Consider the following 17,977-nt stretch of genomic DNA (forward strand, 5'->3'; position numbering starts at 1 on the left):
CGCACTATTTTGTAACCAGGAGCACTCCCGATGAAGGACGCGGTGACCGAATGCCCGATCGAGGAGGCGATGCGCATCCTCAGCGGCCGCTGGCCGACGCTGCTGCTCTACTATCTCAAGGATGGCGACAAACGCTTCAGCGATTTCCAGCGCGATCTGCCGACGGTGTCGCACCGCATGCTGACGCACGAACTGCGGAAGCTGGAAACGGCGGGCATCGTCCTGCGCACGGCGCAGCCCGGTTATCCGCTCCGGGTCGATTACAGCCTGACGAAGGCGGGGCTGAAGCTCTTGCCGCTCGTCGATGCGCTGGGGGATTGGTGGGAGGAGAATATCGCGCCCGAATCCGGCCGTGCTGCTATCCTCCAGGCCGCCGAATAGTCGGCACCCTCAAATCGGGCACGTCGCCGTCTGGAAATGCGCCGGCGCCTTGCCGTCCTTGAAGACGGCCGGGTTCTTGTCGTAGGCCGGCCCGACCACCAGCGCCTGTGCCGGCAGGATGTCCTGATCGAGGCTCGAGGTAACCTCCGTCTTGAGGGTCTGGATGGTCGTGCCGTCCGGTCCCTTGACCTCGATGGTCACGGCATAGGGCGTTTCCTTCTTGACGCAGGTCACGTCAGGGCTTTCCAGTACCACCTTATCCAGCTTGGCAAACAGCTTGCGATCGAGCCGCAAAGGCTCTCCGCCAGCCGGATTCTGGAATGTAGCCACAACCGTGCTGCCCTCCGGAACGGGCTGGGTTTTGTTCAATGTGATCATGTAGGTGGCATAGGCCAGCCGATAGTTGAAGACGAACAGCTTGCCCGTCAGTTCGAGCGGGTCCGGTCCTGTCTCGCGCTGGCAGGCGGCTAGGCCGGGCAGGACGATGATCAGAGCGGCGGCCAGAAGATGCTTCCCGTGAAGGCGTGTCATGCGCTCAACTCCCTTTTCTGGCGATGATAGTGCCGGCTGGCTTTCATGCGGTTGCCGCAGACGGTCATGTCGCACCAGGTGCGACTGCGGTTGCGGCTGCGGTCGAGGAAAAGCCACTGGCAATTAGGGCAAATCTTGAGGCGTTCGGGGTCGACAGAGGTCGCGAGCGTCAGCGCCGAACGTGCCGCCGCGGCATCGAGCGCGGTCGGCATCGACTTGAGCGGATGGCGCCGGATGATCGATGACGCGGCATCCAGAAGGTCTGCGAGCCATTGGGACGAGGAATTGCCCAGCACTTCAGCGCGAAAATGGCGATCGGTCGCCTCCCGCAAATGCAGGAAGGCGGCGCGGTTTTCCGGCAGGACAGGCTCCAGCGGGCCGAACAGGACGTTTTCCGCAGAAAACCGCGTCGCGGCATCGGCAAAGCCGTCAAGCCCGGCGGGATCGGCGTAGCGATCGATCCGGCGTGCGGGATCAAACCGCAGGACCACGGAATTGGCGACGTCCAGCGCGAGCGCGCCGCCAGCAAACCGGTGTGGAGTCCAGGAGAAGGTCATCGTATAATCCTAACTGGTAAAAGTCATTTTACCAGTTATAGTGATTTTGTCATCAGCCGGAATTGTCATGGCCTATTTTCTCCAGCAACTCGCCAGCGCCCTGCCGATCGCGGCACTCTATGCGCTGCTGGCCTTCGGCTATTCCATCGCCTTTTCGGTGACGCGGCGGGCGGACCTGACCTATGGTGCGCTCTTCGGATTTTCCGGCCAGGTCTTCCTGCTGTTTTCCGATTTTGCTTTCAATCGGCTCTGGCTGCTGCTGCCGCTCGCGCTGACTTTGGGGGCGGTCATGGCTCTGGCCTACACGTTCGGGGCCGGCCTGCTGATCGGCCGATCGGTCATGCGCCGGTTGGCGGAAAATTCCGCCAATACAGTGGTCGTTGCTTCGCTCGGCGTGGCGCTGGTCCTGATGGAACTGTCGCGACTGGCGGCGGAGACCCGCAGCCTGTGGCTGTCGCCGTTTCTCAACACGCTGATCGTCCTGTGGCCCGATCCGAACTTTCCGGTGACGTTGACGTTGATCCAGCTTGCCAACGCGCTACTGATGATCATGCTGGTGATCGGCGGGCATGTGTTTCTGGCGCGCTCGGCTTGGGGAAGGTCCTGGCGGGCGGTGTCGGACGATGCGGGCGCTGCGGCTCTGTGTGGCGTTGATGGCAGCCGCGTCTTTATCGCTGCCTATGCGCTATCGGCGCTGTTGGCCGCCATCGCCGGCATCCTTGCGACATCCTATTACGGCACGATGGATTTCGGCGCTGGCATTGTCTTCGGCGTCAAGGTTCTGTTCATCGCGGCGATCGGCGGCCAGACGGCACCCTTGTTGGCGGCACTCGGCGCTGCTGTGATGGGGTTCAGCGAAACGCTGTGGAGCGCCTACGGTCCCATGCTGTGGCGGGATTTTGCGATCTTCTCGTTCCTGGTCCTGCTGCTGGTTCTGACCCGCAAGGAGCAGTTCCAACCGTAGTACCGAATGCCGATCGATCCTATTCCTTCGTCCAGCGATCCCTTGCGCTGTCGTCGGCATCCTTGGCGCTCACCCAGTCGCGCTCCGAGCCATCAGCCGCATGTTCCTTCTTCCAGAAGGGTGCCGAGGTCTTCAGGAAATCCATGATGAAATTGGCGCCGTCGAAGGCGGCCTGCCGGTGAGGGGAGGCGGCACAGACGAGCACGATGTTTTCGCCCGAAGCGATCGTGCCGTAGCGATGGATGGCGGTGACCGCCTGTAGGCCGAACCGCTGGACGGCTTCATTACAGATCCGGGTGATCTCCGCTTCCGCCATGCCGGGATAGTGCTCGAGTTCCAGTGCGCTCAGCGTGCCCGCCTCGTCGCGGCAGAGGCCGGAGAAGGTGACGATGGCGCCGATATCGTGGCGACCGGCCGAGAGGGCCTGTACCTCATGCGCGAGATCGAAGTCATCGCGCTGAACGCGCACGACAACAGGCAAGCCGGACATCGCGCTCAGCCCCCGGTCATGGGTGGGAATAGTGCGATCTCACGCGCACCTGCGATTGGTTCGCGATGGTCCACATGTTCCTGGTTGATCGCCACCCGGATGACATTTTCGTGCTCGAGCGCTCCCTCGTATTCCTCGCCCAGCGTCTTCAGATGGGCGAGCAGGTCGCCGGCAGTGATGACGCTCTCCGGCAGATCGAGCGTTTCCTCGCCCTTGCCGATCCGCTCACGTACCCAGGCGAAATAGACGAGGTTGACGGCGGTCATTCGTCGATCACATGCTTGAGGCCGGCGCGGAAATAGTCGTAGCCGGTATACATGGTGATGAGCGCTGCGACCCAGAGCATGGCAATGCCGGCGCCTGTCACGATACCGACCGCGTCGCTTTCCGGGGGAATGTTGTCGAGTGCCGGCCCAACGAGCAGCAGGGCGATAGCAACCATCTGAATCGCCGTCTTCCACTTGGCGATCCGCGTCACCGGCACGCTGACTTTCAACGCGGCGAGATATTCCCGAAGGCCCGAAACCAGAATCTCGCGGCAAAGAATGATGATGGCGGCCCAGATCGTCCAACCTGCGATCGTGCGGTCGGCGGCCATCAGCAGCAGCACGGATGCGACCAGCAGTTTGTCGGCGATCGGGTCGAGCATCCGGCCGATATTCGACGTCTGGTTCCAGATTCGAGCGAGATAACCGTCGAGGTAGTCGGTGATCGAGGCGGCTGCAAACAGCCAGAAGGCCGTCCAGCGGGCGAAATCGGAACTCTGCAGCTTGCCTTCGACGAAGAAGCACAGGACGATCAGCGGAACGGCCAGAATCCGTCCGTAGGTCAGGAGATTGGGTATGTTATAGGCAGCAGGCGTGGAGGACATGGATTCGGGTTCTCTGCGAGTTCTTGGCTACAGATGAAGGACTTTGTGACAGCGGCGTCAACCTGTCTTTGATCATTCTGCCCTGATTGTGGCGGAATTCATCTGAACGCACGGTGAACCGGCATGAGGGCGTTTGTCGTTAAATTGATCGGGTTCGCCGGTTGCGTGTGAAGGAACCTTTGTTATGTATGGTACGTTGACGAATAATTGCTCAAGCACAGATTTTTTGTATGTCTGACGCATCAACGCTGATCGATCGCATTTATGAAGCGGCTGTCATACCCGAGCTGTGGTCGGATGTGTGCATCAGCCTGGCGGCGGAAGTGAACGCCTATTCCGCCTGCCTGCTGACGATCGGCTCGGATCAGCGGATCGACTGGATATGCTCGCCGAATATCAACGAGGCGATGATCCGTTATTCGCGTAGCGAAGTCCGTTATCAGAATGTCCGGCCGGAACGGTCGATGATCTCATCGCCTGCGGCATTCTCGCGCGATATCGACGTTATGACGGCGCAGGAAATTATTGACGACCCCATCTACAATGCGTTTCTTCGGCCGATGGGGCTCGGCTGGAGCATGGGAGCGGTGTTTCGGGAACCGTCCGGCCATACACTGATCTTCGATTTCATCGCCCGCGAGGCCGACGGACCGTTTTCGTCCACGCATGTCGATCGCCTCAACAGCATGAAGGGCGACCTGGCGCGCGCCGCGCTGATTTCGTCGCGCCTGACATTCCGGCAGGCGGAAAATATCACCTCGACCATGTCGATGCTCGGTCTTCCCGCGATGGTCGTCGGTGAGGACAATCGGGTGCTTGTCATGAACGACGGAATGGAGGGGCTCGCGCCGCGCATTCGAACCGGTGCGGCGAACAAGCTGTCGCTGGAAAATCCGGCGGTCAATACGCTCGTGCTCGGCGCGCTCGACGAATTGCGGGTTGCCGAGACAGCCAAGGTCCAGTCGATCCCGCTTCCGGCCGTCGAAGATCAGCCGGCGCTCATCCTGCATCTGCTGCCGGTTCGCCGCAATGCAAGGGACATTTTTTCAAGGGGGCTTGCCGTCGTGATCGCCACACCGGTCGGTCTGGCGGGCCCGCCGGATCTGCGCGTCCTGAGCGGGCTGTTCGACTTGACGCCCGGTGAGGCGCGTGTCGCGCGCGAGCTTTCATCCGGCGCCAATCTTGAAACGGTCGCCGTGACACTCGGATTGTCGCTCGAAACGGTGCGCACCTACCTGAAGCGCATCTTCTTCAAGACCGGCACCCGGCGGCAAGCGGAGTTGACGCATCTGCTGTCCGGGCTCGGGCGCGTGGCGGCCTGAGAGAATTTTGCTGTCGGGCTCATAGTTCGGTGACCTGACGGATCGTGTCGACTGTCTAATCATGTTTCAGGATTTGGGATAATACGAATGTCCGACGAAGCCCATCAAGCCACGATGATAGCCGAAGAGTTGCTGCTTCTACGGAAGGCCATTCGTTTCACACAAAAGGAAATGTCTGATGCCATGGGGCTCGGCATAAATGAATATGATGCTCTGGAAAGCGGAGCATCTCGGCTAAGGAAAATTCATCAACTCGCGGCAGAGCGCGTCGCATTCGCTCGGGGGGCTGACCTGAATGACCCATCGGCCGTTCCAGGCTCTATGCTTCTCGAGGCGTATAAAGTCGCCAAGGCGTTTGACAGTAAACGGGGCGGACATTGAAACGAAACGGCGCGTGCTCTTGCAAAGCGTATTGTCTTGTCATGGGAACCATGTGAGCACTTGGCAAAGACCGATGCGGAGACTCCCGCTGGGCAACTCGTTTCGGTGTATCGCTTATCTACTTTGCCCCGTCCTCATGGAAGTGATCGTAGACCAACTTGGCCACAGCTTCCGAAATGCCCTCGACGGCGCGCAGGTCGTTGATCCCCGCGCGTGACACGGCCTTGGCGGTGCCGAAATGATGGAGCAGGGCGCGTTTGCGCGTCGGGCCGATGCCGCCGATCTCGTCCAGCGGGTTCTTGACCATTTCCTTCTTGCGCCGCGCCCGATGCGAGCCGATGGCAAACCGATGCGCTTCGTCGCGCATGCGCTGGATGAAGTAGAGCACAGGGTCGCGCGGCGGCAGGGTAAATCCGTCGCGGCTGCCGCCCGGCGGGAAAAAGCGTTCGCGGCCGGCTTCGCGGTCGACGCCCTTGGCGACGCCGATGGCGGTGACGCAATCCTCGACGTCGAGTTCCTTCAGGATTGCCCGCACCGCCGTCATCTGTCCCTGGCCGCCGTCGATCAGGATGACATCCGGCCAGGCGGGGAAGGCGCTGTCTTCTGTCGTCTCGACGGTACGGTCGGGCTTGCCCTCTTCCTTCAGCAGCCGCGAGAACCGCCGGGTCATGACTTCCTTCATCATGCCGAAGTCGTCGCCGGGCGTGATGTCGGTCGATTTGATGTTGAACTTGCGGTACTGGCTTTTGACGAAACCATCCGGGCCCGCCACCACCATGCCGCCGACGGCATTGGTTCCCATGATATGGGAGTTGTCGTAGATCTCGATCCGGCGCGGGATGCGATCGAGCTTGAAGGTTGTCGCCAGTCCCTCCAGCAGACGGGATTGGGATGCGGTCTCCGCCAGCTTGCGCCCATGCGCCTCGCGGGCATTGGCAACTGCGTGATCGACCAGATCCTTCTTCTCGCCACGCTGCGGCACAAGGATCGAGACCTTGTAGCCCGATTTCTCCGTCAGTGCCTCGCCGAGCAGATCCTGTTCCTCGACGGTTTCGCAGAGCAGGATCTGCCGGGGGCAGGGCTTGTCGTCATAGAACTGCGCGAGGAATGCGCTCAGCACCTCGGCGGACGTGAGCGTCGGGTCGGCCTTCGGGAAATAGGCGCGGTTGCCCCAGTTCTGGCCGGTGCGGAAGAAGAAGACCTGAATACAGGAAATGCCACCCTCGTGATGGATGGCGAAGACATCGGCTTCCTCCACACCCGACGGATTGATGCCCTGATGGCTCTGCACGTGCGACAGCGCCGCCAGACGGTCGCGGTAGAGCGCCGCCCGCTCAAAATCGAGATTTTCGGACGCTTCGCTCATCGCCGCCGCAATGGTCGCCTTTACGGCCTGGCTCTTGCCGGAGAGGAAGTCGTTGGCTTCGCTCACCAGTTCGGCATAGTCGGCGTCGCTGACCTCATGGGTGCAGGGCGCGGCGCAGCGCTTGATCTGATGCAGCAGACACGGACGCGTCCGGCTTTCGAAGACGCTGTCGGTGCAGGTGCGCAGCAGGAAGGCGCGCTGCAGCGAGTTGATCGTGCGCCCGACGGCGCCGGCCGAGGCGAAGGGGCCGAAATAGCTGCCCTTGCGGCTGCGGGCGCCGCGATGCTTGTAGAGCGCCGGCGCCCGGCTGTCGCCCGTCACCAGGATATAGGGAAACGACTTGTCGTCGCGCAGCAGAACGTTAAAGCGTGGCCGCAAGCGCTTGATCAGATTCGCTTCCAACAGCAGCGCCTCGATCTCGGTACGCGTGGTGACGAATTCCATATTGGCGGTTTCGCGCACCATCTTGGTCAGGCGGTTGGAGTGCAGCCGGCCTTGCGCATAGTTGCTCACGCGCTTCTTGAGGTTGCGCGCCTTGCCGACGTAGAGCACGTCGCCGGCTTCGTTGAACATGCGGTAGACGCCGGGGCTGTTGGGCAGGAGCTTGACGAAGGCCTGGATCAGGTCGGCGCCGCGCACGCCATCGGGAATCGCGCTTGTTTCCGCCCAATCGACAATCGGCGCAGGTACGGCGTCCGGCGTCTCGATCAGGTCGTCGTCATCGCCGGCATTTTCATCGTAGAGAATGCCGCCATCATTGGGCACGCGCCCGCTCATTCCACGATCTCCAGAATATCCGGCGTCTCCCAGGCCAGATGCTGACCGCCGTCGAGGGCGATCATCTGGCCGGTGACGGAGGGCGTGTCGAACAGGAACCGGATCGTCCGGCCGAATTCGTCGAGCTTCGGTCCCTGTTTCAAGATCAACGCATCCACCTGTGTTTCGAAGTCTTTCCGGTTCTGCCGTTCGTTCGGCAAGGTCGGGCCGGGGCCGATACCGTTGACGCGGATCGCCGGGGCCAGCGTCTGCGCCATCGTCTTCGTTGCGGTTAACAGTGCCGACTTCGATAACATATAGGAATAAAATCTCGGATTGGGAGCCCAGACCCGCTGATCGATGATGTTGACGATCAGGCCGGAATGGTCGGGCGGCAGTTGCGCGGCGAAATCGCGGGCCAGCAGGGACGGGGCTTTGACATGCAGCGCAAAATGCCGGTCCCAGATCGTCTCGTCGAAATCGTCCAGGCTGTCCTTCTTGAACAGGGATGCATTGTTGACGAGCAGGCCGATCGGCCCCAGCACTGCGACAGCCTGTTGCATGACGGTGGAGACTGCGGCCGTCTGCGAGAGATCGGCAGCGACGGCGGCAGCCTTGCCGCCTTGTGAGCGAATGTCCGATGCCAGTGCTTCAGCTTCTTCGCGCGAGGTGTCTGCATGAATGGCGACGGCAAAACCATGGCCGGCCAGATCCTCGACGATCGCCCTGCCGATGCGCTTTGCGCCACCGGTCACCAGCGCTGTTTTCAGGGAGGTCCGCAAATGTGTTTCCTGCCGCGATTCGAAATTCGTGTGTCGGGCAAGGATATAGGAGCAGGGGCGATATTGCGAAACGGGCACCAAGCATTCGTTTCGGAAAAATTAACGGAAACGCGTTAAATTGAATTGTTTTTGAGTGTTATAGTATAAATTAAGTTAATCTGATTTTGTGGTTAATAATTACCCTGTGGCGATGAAGCAACATCGCATTTTGGCCCTGCTGCTGCCACTAAAATTTCACATTTTGGCTCTTGTGAATCCGCATTTGGTCGCCAATTTCTCTATCAACCGGGCGGGGTTAATTGAAATTTGCCCGATGTATCAAACAGGACCGCGAGGGTCCGGGACATCGGTTCGAAAGGAGACTTTAATGCGTACTCTCACCACCACTCTCATGGCATCGGCCGTATCCCTCATCGCCTTCTCCGCAGTTCATGCTGCTGACGCGATCGACGAGGTTCCGGCTGCTCCGGCTGCCGAATATACCGAGCCGGTCGCCAAGAACTGGTCGGGCGCCTATGTCGGTGGTACCGCAAACTGGGCCCACGGCAATTTCGACGCCAATGGCGATCGTTCCGCTGCCGGTTTCGGCGGTGGTCTCTATGGCGGCTACAACATGCAGAGCGGCCAGATCGTTTACGGCGGCGAAGCTGATGTAAACTACGGCGACAACGACAGCAGCAACGGCAATGTCGGCCTGCGCCAGCGCGCCAACGGCTCCGTCCGTGGTCGCGTCGGTGTCGATCTGAACCCGGTCCTCGTCTACGGTACGGCTGGTGTTGCCGCATCGAACGTCAAGGCAGCGCAGGGCGGCAGCTCGGACTCCAAGACGCTGCTCGGCTGGACAGCCGGTGCTGGTGCGGAAGCCTTCGTGACCGACAATGTCACGGCGCGTGTCGAATACCGCTACTCGGACTACGGTTCGAAGGACTTCAGCCTGAACGGCGGCAAGGTTTCGTCGGGCTACGACGAACACAGCGTTCGCGTTGGTATGGGCGTGAAGTTCTGATCCTTCAGATCTCGAATGACAAAAAGGCCGGAGCGATCCGGCCTTTTTGCTATCTGGCGTTTGGCAGGTGCCGGGTCAGAGCTTGAACTGGGCGTGATCGGGGAAGAACTTCTCAAATTTCTGCATCCAGTTCTTCAGTTTCGGCCGGCCCCTTTGCCATTCGCCGGTAAACCGCAATTCGATATAGCGCAGCATCGCGGCCATCGCGAAATGCCCGGCATGCAGTTTGGCTGCGGTTTTCGGCATATTGGCATTGAGGTGGTCGAGTGCGCGGGTCACCTTTTCCCACTGCCGGTCGATCCAGGGCTGATGAATCTTTTCCGGCGGATGGAAGCGCTTTTCGTAGACGATCGCGAGCAGGCAGTCGCAGATACCGTCGCAGAGCGCTTCCAGCATCTCCACCTCGGTACGCTTCTGCGCGTTGCGCGGATAAAGCTTGCCCTTCGTTTCGCGGTCGATGAACTGCATGATCACCCGGCTGTCGAAAATGGCCTTTTCGTCCGTCGTGATCAGTGTCGGGATCTTGCCGAGCGGGTTGTTGTCGATCAGATGCGGCGGATTGGCGTTGGTGTCGGTCAGAACGCTCTCGAACGTGAAACCGGCGTGATGAGCGGCCATGCGCACCTTGCTGGAATAGGGGGAGGCGGGGGAATAGAGGATTTTCATGGCGGTTCTTTCTCTGGATGATCAGGGTGTCGCCGGCAGGCTGAGGTTTTTCACCTTGCAGCCACCCCGGTCGATCTCGCCGCAGGCGCGGAAGGTCAGGTCCTTGTTGAAGCAGATCCGGACTTCCTCGACCCGCCCGGCCGTGCATCCTACGGCGATGGCGTTTGCTTGAAGGCCGGGGTTGGCCCCGGTCAGCCGGGTTTCGATGTCCGTGGGACTGGTCCGTTCTTGCTGCTGAACGGTTTGCAGCGATGCCGGGATGGTGACCCGCTCGCGCGCCGCCCTGAGAACGGTGAAATAATCCTTCTGGCTCAGGCCCGAGCATGAGCCATGCTTGCGCCATTCGTGGCCGATCAGCCCCATCGACGGCATGATGTCGAACAGGCCGCGCCCTAAGGTTTCAGGCACGCGGTCCGGTTCGCGGGTGCGGCAGAATTCCGGATAGCCGCGCTCGTTCTGCGGCCAGAGCCCGTGGACGATGAAGCCGTGGCTGTTTTCGGCGGCACATTGTTGCGAGCGCCCCTTGGGATCGTTCTCCAGACACCAGGTCGGCGACCAGGAGAGCGACAGTACATAGAAATCGAACCCGCTGCCTATTGGCATCCGTTTGGCCTTGGATGGCCTCTTCGCCGCAGGGTTTCCTGCGATCGGCGTCGTGGTGACGGGTGTATTGCCATTATTCTGCGCCGGCTTCTGTTCGGCCTGTTCGCCGTTACAGGCCGCAAGCGCGAGCAGGGCGAACGGAAGCGCAATGGAACGACGCATGAACGACATCAAGCGGATCACCGAACCGAGGCGCAGTCGGCGCCGTGGACATACCACGGGTCAAGGCCGCTGAGGCAATATTCGATATTGGAGCCGAAGCCCGCAAAGCCCCAGCCACGCTCGATCAAGTACCACATCGGCCGCTTTCTGCCATCGGTGGTCATGGCCGTGGCCCGACAATATTCGCGCTCGACCTGCCTCGTTTCGTCACGCAATTCTAGTCGCCTCTGCCGGATGTCGTAGACATCGGCGATGAGAATGTTCGCGTTCAGGTAATTTTCGGCTCTGTAATGGAAATTCGAGCGGATGAAACCGAGGACGTCCGCATTGCCGCATGCGGAGCCGCGGTAGGCTCCGTTATAGCTGGCCTGATCGACAGCCATGGCCGGCATCGCGGCGGATGCGAGGATGGCGAGGGAAAGAAGCGCCGATCGTGCAAGCATTCCGGTCATGACCGCCCCCCGATTTCCCTTTGCCAACTGTCCGCAGATTGCGTCTGCCTAAGGCGGACCGTCAAGCCCCGTCAGTCGCGTTCGATCGCTTCTTCGCCACGAAGCCAGAAGGCACGGGCCGATGCGTGGCGGTCCTGCTTCAGCTTGTCCTTCAGCAATGGCAGGATGACGTCGAGTTCTTCCTTCAACGTGAAGGGCGGGTTGACAATGATCAGGCCGGAGCCGGAAAGCCCGGTCGTGTCGCGATCGCTGCGCACAGACAGTTCAGCGCAAAGCATTTTTGGGATTTCCAGCGCCTTCAACGCCTCATGGAACTCCCGGATCGGCGCGCCTTGCTTCAGCGGATACCAGAGGCAGAAAGTGCCGCCGGAAAAGCGGCGATAGGCTTTTGCGAGCCCGTCTGCCAAGCGCTCGTATTCGCCTGATATTTCGAAGGGCGGATCGACCAGGACGATGCCACGCTTCTCCTTCGGGGGCAGGTGCGCGCCGAGCGCCAGCCAACCATCGAGCTCGGTGATCCGGCTCTGGAAATCGCCATCGAACAGGCGGTGCAGCGTCTCGTAGTCGTCCGGATGCAGTTCCATCGCCGAGAGGCGGTCCTGCGGCCGCATCAGCATGCGGGTCAGCTTCGGCGATCCCGGGTACAAGGTCAGCCCGCCATCCGGATTGAGATCGCGCACCGCGGTCAGATAGGGCTCCAGAACCGTCTTGGCTCTTGCTGGAATGTCCGCGTCGAGAATGCGGCCTATGCCATCGCGCCATTCGCCCGTCTTCTGGGCTTCTTCGCTCGACAGATCGTAGAGACCGATACCAGCATGGGTGTCGAGCACGCGGAAGGCCTTGTCCTTCTGGCCCATATAGACGACCAGGCGGGCGAGCACGGCATGCTTGAGGACGTCGGCGAAATTACCGGCGTGGTAGATGTGACGGTAATTCATTTGCGTCCCTTATCGGCCCGATGAAAGTTTGAAATGCGTTGGCGAGAGGACTTTGAGACCCTGCCGCGATGCAATATAGAAAAGCCATGAACGTTGCGACCCCCATCAAGCTAGAAAAGTCCGTCGGCCATTCGGTCTGTCCGCACGACTGTCCCTCCGCCTGCGCGCTCGAGATCGATCTGACGCAGGAGGGCCGGATCGGCCGGGTGCGCGGGGCAAGCGCCAATACCTACACATCCGGCGTCATCTGCGCCAAGGTGGCGCGCTATTCCGAGCGCATCTATCATCCCGGCCGGCTGATGGTGCCACAACGCCGAAAGGGCGCCAAGGGCGAGGGCGGCTGGCAGGATGTGACCTGGGAAGACGCGCTCGACGAGATCGCAAATGCCTTTGTCAGGGCAGAGCAGCAGTACGGTTCCGAGGCCGTCTGGCCCTATTTCTACGCCGGCACGATGGGGCAGGTGCAGCGCGATTCCATCGAGCGGTTGCGGCACGCCAAGCGCTATTCCGGCTTCCTCGGCTCGATCTGCACCAGCCTTGCCTGGACGGGCATGTCGATGGGCGCCGGCGGCCTGCGCGGGCCGGATCCGCGCGAAATGGCAAAGTCCGATTGCGTCGTCATCTGGGGCACCAACGCGGTCGCAACCCAGGTCAATGTGATGACGCATGCGATCAAGGCGCGCAAGGATCGCGGCGCGAAGATCGTCGTCATCGACATCTACGACAATCCGACGGTCAAGCAGGCCGATATGGGGCTGGTGCTGAAGCCCGGCACCGATGCAGCACTCGCCTGCGCGGCCATGCATATCGCTTTCCGCGACGGCTATGCCGACCGCGCCTACCTGGCTGAATATGCCGACGATCCCGAGGGGCTTGAAAACCATCTGAAGACACGGACGCCGGAATGGGCCTCCGCGATAACCGGCCTACCGGTCGAGGAGATCGAGGCCTTCGGCAAGCTGATCGGCACGACGCCGAAAACCTATTTCCGCCTCGGCTACGGCTTCACCCGCCAGCGCAACGGCGCCGTCGCCATCCACGCGGCAGCCTCTGTCCCGACCGTGCTCGGCTCGTGGAAGCATGAAGGGGGCGGGGCATTTCACTCCAACAACGATATTTTCAAGTTCGACAAGCGTGACCTGATGGGCACGGCCATGCTCGATCCGGACATCCGCATGCTTGATCAGTCACAGATCGGCCGCGTGCTGACCGGCGATGCCGAAGCGCTGCGCCATCGCGGACCGGTGACGGCGATGCTCATCCAGAACACCAACCCGGTCAATGTCGCGCCGGAACAGCGGCTGGTGACGCGCGGTTTCCTGCGCGACGATCTCTTTGTCGCCGTGCACGAGCAGTTCATGACCGACACGGCCAAGGTCGCCGATATCGTCCTGCCGGCCACCATGTTCCTCGAACATGACGATCTCTATCGCGGCGGCGGTCACCAGCACATCCTGCTCGGCCCGAAGGTGGTCGAGCCGCCGTCGACGGTGCGCACCAATCTCTTCGTCATCGAGGAATTGGCCACGCGCCTCGGCGTGGCCGACAGGCCGGGTTTCGGCCGCAGCGAGCGCGAGCATATTGACCGCATCCTCGTCAATCACGGCACGAATTTCGAAGGCCTGAAGCGCGACAAGTGGATGGACATCCAGCCGGATTTCGAAACCGCGCATTTCATCAAGGGCTTTGCCCATCCGGATGGCAAGTTTCATTTCAAGGCCGACTGGACGGGGCAGGCGGCACCGAACAAGCCGCCGAAATCACTCGGCGTCTTCGGCCCGCACGAACAATTGCCCGAGTTCCCCGATCATGTCGATCTGATCGAACTTGCCGACGAACAGCACCCGTTCCGGCTGGCGACATCGCCGGCGCGTTCGTTCCTCAATTCGACCTTCGCCGAGACGCCATCCTCCATCCAAAAGGAGGTTCGTCCCGAAGCGATGATCCACGCCGATGATGCCGCGGCTGCCGGCGTCATCGATGGCGATATTGTTCGGATCGGCAACGAGCGTGGCGAGATCCGCCTGCACGCCAAGATCGGCGGCGGTGCACGGCGCGGCGTGGTCATCTGCGAAGGTCTCTGGCCGAACGACGCGCATCTGGACGGCGAGGGTATCAACGTGCTCACCGGCGCCGATGCCGCCGCGCCTTATGGTGGCGCGGCCTTCCACGACAATCACGTATGGATGCGCAAGGATTGAAGACCGCATGACGAAGTTCGACAATGCAAAAATCGAAGTCCTGAAGGACGAGACGCTTTCGAAAAACTGGTACCATCTGCGCAACGTCACCTTCAATTACACCGGCTCGAACGGGGTGACGAAGAAGCTGAAGCGCGAGGTCTATGATCGCGGCAATGGCGCAACGATCCTGCTTTACGATCCCAGGCGCGACAGCGTCATTCTCGTGCGGCAGTTCCGCATGCCGGCGCATGCCAACGGCCATTCCGGATGGCTCCTGGAAACGCCGGCGGGTCTCTTGGATGGCGATCATCCGGCGGAAGCGATCCGTCGCGAGGTGATGGAAGAGACCGGTTATCTGGTGACGGATGTGCAGCCGGTGTTCCAGGCGTTCATGTCGCCGGGCGCGGTCACCGAGACCATTCACTTCTTCGCTGCCGTCATCGATGTCACTGTTCGTGCCGAGGATGGCGGTGGCGCGGCGCACGAGGACGAGGATATCGAGGTGCTGGAAGTACCGCTCACCGACGCCATGGCGATGATCGGCAGTGGTGAGATCTGCGACGGCAAGACGATCATGCTGCTGCAGTGGGCGATGCTGAACAAGAAGACACTGGCGGGCGCATAAGGCGGGCGGCTAACTCAGACATTTGAGCGAGCCGCCGCTCTGGTAGCTCAGAACGTTCCCTTCAAGCCGAACTTGACGGACATTGTCTGGAACGACGCTCCGGCGCCGTTCTTGCTGCTGTCGGTTTCGCCGGTCACCGTGTTTCTGGACCGCATGTCGCCACGCCGGTTGAAGACGTTTTCGTAAGTGCCGCCAACGAACAGCGATGCCGTCTCGGTCATGTGATAGGCGGCTTCGACGTTGAACATCAGCACCGGCGCCGGCTTCATGTCGTCATGGAAGCGGGTATCGGTGCCCCAGTGATCGTCGATATCCCGGATGCCGGTCGTGAAGCCGCCCTTGGCGCCACCGGAAATGGTCAGGCGGTCGATATCCACCGAGCCATCGGCGCCGAGGAACAGGACCGGGATTTTCTGCTGATAGCTGATGACGCGCATGCCGTCGGGAAAGTCGCCGATATCGTCGCGTGTCGTGGTGTCGCTGTAGATGTAAGAGCCACCGAAGGACTCCCACTTCACGTCGGAATATTTGAAGCCGGCATTGACGCCGAAGCGCTTGCCGTCTTCATCGAGAAGCTGGCGGGCAATTTCGATGGAGCCGGCGAAACAGTGGGAAAGGCGCGTGTCCGGGCTGATCGACCGATCGCTCCAACCATCCATGCTGGTATCGACGTAGAGGCCGGGAACCCAGTCGTAATCGACCATGTGACCGTCACCATTGGCGCCGATGTCGAAGGTTGCCTTGACCGACCATTCGGATGTCAATTCTGCTGCTGCGGTGCCGCTATAGAGCGTGACGCCCTTGCTGTCCCAATCCAGCTGGCTCGCCTTGTGCGAGCCCATATAGACATATTCCTTAGCCTGAATGTTCATCAGCCCGACAGCGCCGGTGAAGGTGAAGGCATCATTGCCGAACGTGGCCGTGGCATCGTCGGCAAGGCAAGCGCCGGTCGAGGCCAGCAGGAACGCAATCGAGGAAAGGGGAAACCGCATAAAGAAAATCCGCCGCATGAATTGGAATTGCGGCGCACTGGTAGGCATTCGTTGATTCTTCACAAGGGGCTCAGGCGGATGCACCCAAATTTGAGTCAAAATGACCCATGGGATTCATCTGTCGTGCCGGACGTGGTGTTAATTGGTCACAAGAGGAGGGTTGCTTCGACGGGGCTTAACCCGCGACGTTGACCGTCCTGCCACCATCCATCCGGACCTTGCCGTCGGCAATCAGGCGCAGGGCTGCCGGATAAGACTTGTGTTCCTCGACAAGAACGCGCGCAGCCAGCGTGTCGGCGGTATCGCCCTCCAGCACCGGCACTTGCGCCTGCAGGATGACCGGGCCTTCGTCCATGCCTTCTGTGACGAAATGGATGGTGCAGCCGGCGGTCGTCATGCCGGCGTCGATGGCGCGCTGGTGGGTATGCAGGCCCGGAAATAGCGGTAGCAGGGACGGGTGGATGTTGATGATGCGGCCTTCATAGGCATTGATGAAGCTGGCGCTCAGCAGGCGCATGTAGCCGGCGAGGCAGACGATGTCGGGCGCAAGGCTGGCGAGTTGCGACAGGATCGCGGCCTCGTGGGCCTCCTTGCTGTCATAGTCCTTGCGGGCAAAGCAGAACGTGTCGATGCCGAGCGCCTGTGCCTTGGCCAGTCCGCCTGCATCCGGCTTGTCAGAAATCACGGCGACGATCTCGGCCGGAAAATCCTGTTCCGCCGCAGCCTTTGCCAGCGCCAGCATGTTGGAGCCGCCGCCGGAAATGAACACCACGACCCGCTTGCGGGCCGCTTTCACCGTCGAGGTCATAGAGCGAGAGCGCCCTTATAGATCGTGCCGGCGGCACCTTCTTCGCGTGCCACCATGCGGCCGAGCGTGAAGACGGTTTCACCTTCCGCGGTCAGGATCGAGGCGACCTTCTCGGCATCCTCGGCCTTGACGACGGCGATCATGCCGACGCCGCAGTTGAAGGTGCGCAGCATTTCATTGGCGGCAACGCCGCCGGTCTTGGCAAGCCAGGAGAAGACGGCCGGGGCCTTGATCGCGTCGAGATCGATTTCGGCCGCCAGATGCTTCGGCAGCACCCGCGGAATGTTTTCCGGGAAGCCGCCGCCGGTAATGTGGGCCAGCGCCTTGATCTTTCCGGTCTCGCGGATCGCCTTCAGTAGCGGCTTCACGTAGATCTTCGTCGGCGTCATCAGCACATCGGCCAGCGTACCGTCGCCGAACGGCGCCGGCGCATCCCAAGCGAGGCCGGACAGCGCGACGATCTTGCGGACCAGCGAATAGCCATTGGAATGAACGCCGGAGGAGGCGAGGCCGAGAATGACGTCGCCTTCGGCAATATCACCCGCCGGCAGCAACTGGCCGCGTTCGGCGGCACCGACCGCGAAGCCTGCGAGGTCGTAGTCGCCGCCCGCATACATGCCCGGCATTTCGGCGGTCTCGCCGCCGATCAGCGCACAACCCGCATCGCGGCAACCGGCGGCGATGCCGGCAACGATCGAGGCGCCCTGATCCGGATCGAGCTTGCCGGTGGCGAAATAGTCGAGGAAGAAAAGGGGTTCGGCGCCCTGCACGACAAGATCGTTGACACACATCGCGACGAGGTCGATGCCGACCGTGTCGTGCTTGCCGGCATCTATGGCGATCTTGAGCTTGGTGCCGACGCCGTCATTGGCGGCGACCAGAACCGGGTCGGTAAAGCCTGCGGCCTTCAGGTCGAACAGGCCACCGAAGCCGCCGATCTCGCCGTCTGCGCCCGGACGCCGGGTCGAGCGCACATGCGGCTTGATCTTCTCGACCATGAGGTTTCCGGCATCGATATCCACACCCGCATCGCTGTAGGTCAGACCATTCTTTCCAGGCTCGCTCATGGCTCGCTCTCCGCTGCTCGTCATATTGGGACTGCGATTGGCATGGGAGTGCCGCGAGTGCAAGACGATTGCCG

Annotated in this window: 21 protein-coding genes; 7 read left to right on the forward strand and 14 right to left on the reverse strand. The window is 61.2% G+C overall.

Annotated features, from left to right (window positions below; genetic code table 11):
* The first annotated feature begins 30 nt into the window (after window positions 1-30).
* Window positions 31-381, forward strand: coding sequence for a winged helix-turn-helix transcriptional regulator (locus ASG68_RS27315; protein WP_062576270.1), 351 nt, complete (start codon window positions 31-33; stop codon window positions 379-381).
* A 9-nt stretch (window positions 382-390) separates the two neighbouring features.
* On the opposite strand, the gene ASG68_RS27320 is transcribed toward ASG68_RS27315, so the two are convergent.
* Complete coding sequence (locus ASG68_RS27320) at window positions 391-912, reverse strand: hypothetical protein (protein WP_062576271.1); 522 nt, start codon at window positions 910-912, stop codon at window positions 391-393.
* On the reverse strand, window positions 909-1,469 hold the full coding sequence (locus ASG68_RS27325) for a CGNR zinc finger domain-containing protein (protein WP_062576272.1): 561 nt from the start codon (window positions 1,467-1,469) through the stop codon (window positions 909-911). Before ASG68_RS27325 ends, ASG68_RS27320 begins: the two co-directional genes overlap by 4 nt.
* A 67-nt stretch (window positions 1,470-1,536) precedes the next feature.
* Here ASG68_RS27325 and ASG68_RS27330 point away from each other — a divergent pair, with 67 nt between their 5' ends.
* Window positions 1,537-2,433: a branched-chain amino acid ABC transporter permease gene (locus tag ASG68_RS27330; protein WP_062576273.1), complete on the forward strand. Its 897-nt coding sequence runs from the start codon at window positions 1,537-1,539 to the stop codon at window positions 2,431-2,433.
* A gap of 19 nt (window positions 2,434-2,452) precedes the next feature.
* Here ASG68_RS27330 and ASG68_RS27335 read toward each other — a convergent pair whose 3' ends face one another.
* From ASG68_RS27335 to pgsA, 3 genes are read right to left on the reverse strand one after another with little or no spacing between them, the layout of a single operon-like run.
* Window positions 2,453-2,923, reverse strand: a complete 471-nt coding sequence (locus ASG68_RS27335) for a molybdenum cofactor biosynthesis protein MoaE (RefSeq protein WP_062576274.1) — start codon at window positions 2,921-2,923, stop codon at window positions 2,453-2,455.
* A gap of 5 nt (window positions 2,924-2,928) precedes the next feature.
* Window positions 2,929-3,189, reverse strand: coding sequence for a molybdopterin converting factor subunit 1 (gene moaD, locus ASG68_RS27340; RefSeq protein WP_062576275.1), 261 nt, complete (start codon window positions 3,187-3,189; stop codon window positions 2,929-2,931).
* Entirely contained in the window at window positions 3,186-3,794 is a 609-nt protein-coding gene (gene pgsA / locus ASG68_RS27345) for a CDP-diacylglycerol--glycerol-3-phosphate 3-phosphatidyltransferase (RefSeq protein ID WP_062576276.1), read from the reverse strand. Before pgsA ends, moaD begins: the two co-directional genes overlap by 4 nt.
* A gap of 230 nt (window positions 3,795-4,024) precedes the next feature.
* Here pgsA and ASG68_RS27350 point away from each other — a divergent pair, with 230 nt between their 5' ends.
* Both ASG68_RS27350 and ASG68_RS27355 read left to right on the forward strand, forming a co-directional pair.
* A complete protein-coding gene (locus ASG68_RS27350; protein ID WP_062576277.1) occupies window positions 4,025-5,116 on the forward strand; it encodes a helix-turn-helix transcriptional regulator in 1,092 nt (363 codons plus the stop codon).
* Between the two features lie 87 nt (window positions 5,117-5,203).
* Complete coding sequence (locus tag ASG68_RS27355; protein WP_062576278.1) at window positions 5,204-5,497, forward strand: hypothetical protein; 294 nt, start codon at window positions 5,204-5,206, stop codon at window positions 5,495-5,497.
* Between the two features lie 118 nt (window positions 5,498-5,615).
* Here the strand turns inward: ASG68_RS27355 and uvrC are convergent, their stop codons facing one another.
* Together uvrC and ASG68_RS27365 are read right to left on the reverse strand one after the other, a co-directional pair.
* The gene (gene uvrC / locus ASG68_RS27360; protein ID WP_062576279.1) at window positions 5,616-7,640 is read right to left on the reverse strand and encodes an excinuclease ABC subunit UvrC; all 2,025 of its coding nucleotides are present in this window, start codon (window positions 7,638-7,640) and stop codon (window positions 5,616-5,618) included.
* Window positions 7,637-8,401, reverse strand: coding sequence for an SDR family oxidoreductase (locus ASG68_RS27365; protein ID WP_062576651.1), 765 nt, complete (start codon window positions 8,399-8,401; stop codon window positions 7,637-7,639). Before ASG68_RS27365 ends, uvrC begins: the two co-directional genes overlap by 4 nt.
* Before the next feature lie 367 nt (window positions 8,402-8,768).
* On the opposite strand from ASG68_RS27365, the gene ASG68_RS27370 reads away from it, so the two are divergent.
* Entirely contained in the window at window positions 8,769-9,407 is a 639-nt protein-coding gene (locus ASG68_RS27370) for an outer membrane protein (RefSeq protein ID WP_062576280.1), read from the forward strand.
* Between the two features lie 75 nt (window positions 9,408-9,482).
* Here the strand turns inward: ASG68_RS27370 and ASG68_RS27375 are convergent, their stop codons facing one another.
* The 4 genes from ASG68_RS27375 to ASG68_RS27390 form a co-directional block, all read right to left on the reverse strand.
* A complete protein-coding gene (locus ASG68_RS27375) occupies window positions 9,483-10,073 on the reverse strand; it encodes a glutathione S-transferase (protein ID WP_062576281.1) in 591 nt (196 codons plus the stop codon).
* A 21-nt stretch (window positions 10,074-10,094) separates the two neighbouring features.
* Window positions 10,095-10,847 carry a ribonuclease T2 family protein gene (locus ASG68_RS27380; RefSeq protein ID WP_112405879.1) on the reverse strand — a complete coding sequence of 251 codons (753 nt, stop codon included), beginning with the start codon at window positions 10,845-10,847 and terminating at the stop codon, window positions 10,095-10,097.
* Window positions 10,848-10,855: 8 nt separating this feature from the next.
* Window positions 10,856-11,290 (reverse strand): hypothetical protein, encoded by a 435-nt coding sequence (locus tag ASG68_RS27385; protein WP_062576282.1) that lies wholly within the window; start codon window positions 11,288-11,290, stop codon window positions 10,856-10,858.
* A gap of 71 nt (window positions 11,291-11,361) precedes the next feature.
* Window positions 11,362-12,228 (reverse strand): 23S rRNA (adenine(2030)-N(6))-methyltransferase RlmJ, encoded by an 867-nt coding sequence (locus tag ASG68_RS27390; protein WP_062576283.1) that lies wholly within the window; start codon window positions 12,226-12,228, stop codon window positions 11,362-11,364.
* 68 nt (window positions 12,229-12,296) lie between these two features.
* Here ASG68_RS27390 and ASG68_RS27395 point away from each other — a divergent pair, with 68 nt between their 5' ends.
* A complete protein-coding gene (locus ASG68_RS27395) occupies window positions 12,297-14,429 on the forward strand; it encodes a molybdopterin oxidoreductase family protein (RefSeq protein ID WP_062576284.1) in 2,133 nt (710 codons plus the stop codon).
* A 7-nt stretch (window positions 14,430-14,436) separates the two neighbouring features.
* A complete protein-coding gene (locus tag ASG68_RS27400; RefSeq protein WP_062576285.1) occupies window positions 14,437-15,036 on the forward strand; it encodes an NUDIX domain-containing protein in 600 nt (199 codons plus the stop codon).
* 47 nt (window positions 15,037-15,083) lie between these two features.
* Here ASG68_RS27400 and ASG68_RS27405 read toward each other — a convergent pair whose 3' ends face one another.
* The 3 genes from ASG68_RS27405 to purM all read right to left on the reverse strand — a co-directional run bounded on the left by ASG68_RS27405 (window position 15,084) and on the right by purM (window position 17,903).
* Complete coding sequence (locus ASG68_RS27405; RefSeq protein ID WP_162247285.1) at window positions 15,084-16,028, reverse strand: omptin family outer membrane protease; 945 nt, start codon at window positions 16,026-16,028, stop codon at window positions 15,084-15,086.
* A 175-nt stretch (window positions 16,029-16,203) separates the two neighbouring features.
* The gene (gene purN / locus ASG68_RS27410; RefSeq protein WP_062576287.1) at window positions 16,204-16,836 is read right to left on the reverse strand and encodes a phosphoribosylglycinamide formyltransferase; all 633 of its coding nucleotides are present in this window, start codon (window positions 16,834-16,836) and stop codon (window positions 16,204-16,206) included.
* Complete coding sequence (gene purM, locus ASG68_RS27415) at window positions 16,833-17,903, reverse strand: phosphoribosylformylglycinamidine cyclo-ligase (RefSeq protein WP_062576288.1); 1,071 nt, start codon at window positions 17,901-17,903, stop codon at window positions 16,833-16,835. Before purM ends, purN begins: the two co-directional genes overlap by 4 nt.
* Window positions 17,904-17,977 lie beyond the last annotated feature (74 nt).

The organism is Rhizobium sp. Leaf453 (genome assembly GCF_001425605.1).
Lineage (GTDB): Bacteria > Pseudomonadota > Alphaproteobacteria > Rhizobiales > Rhizobiaceae > Pararhizobium.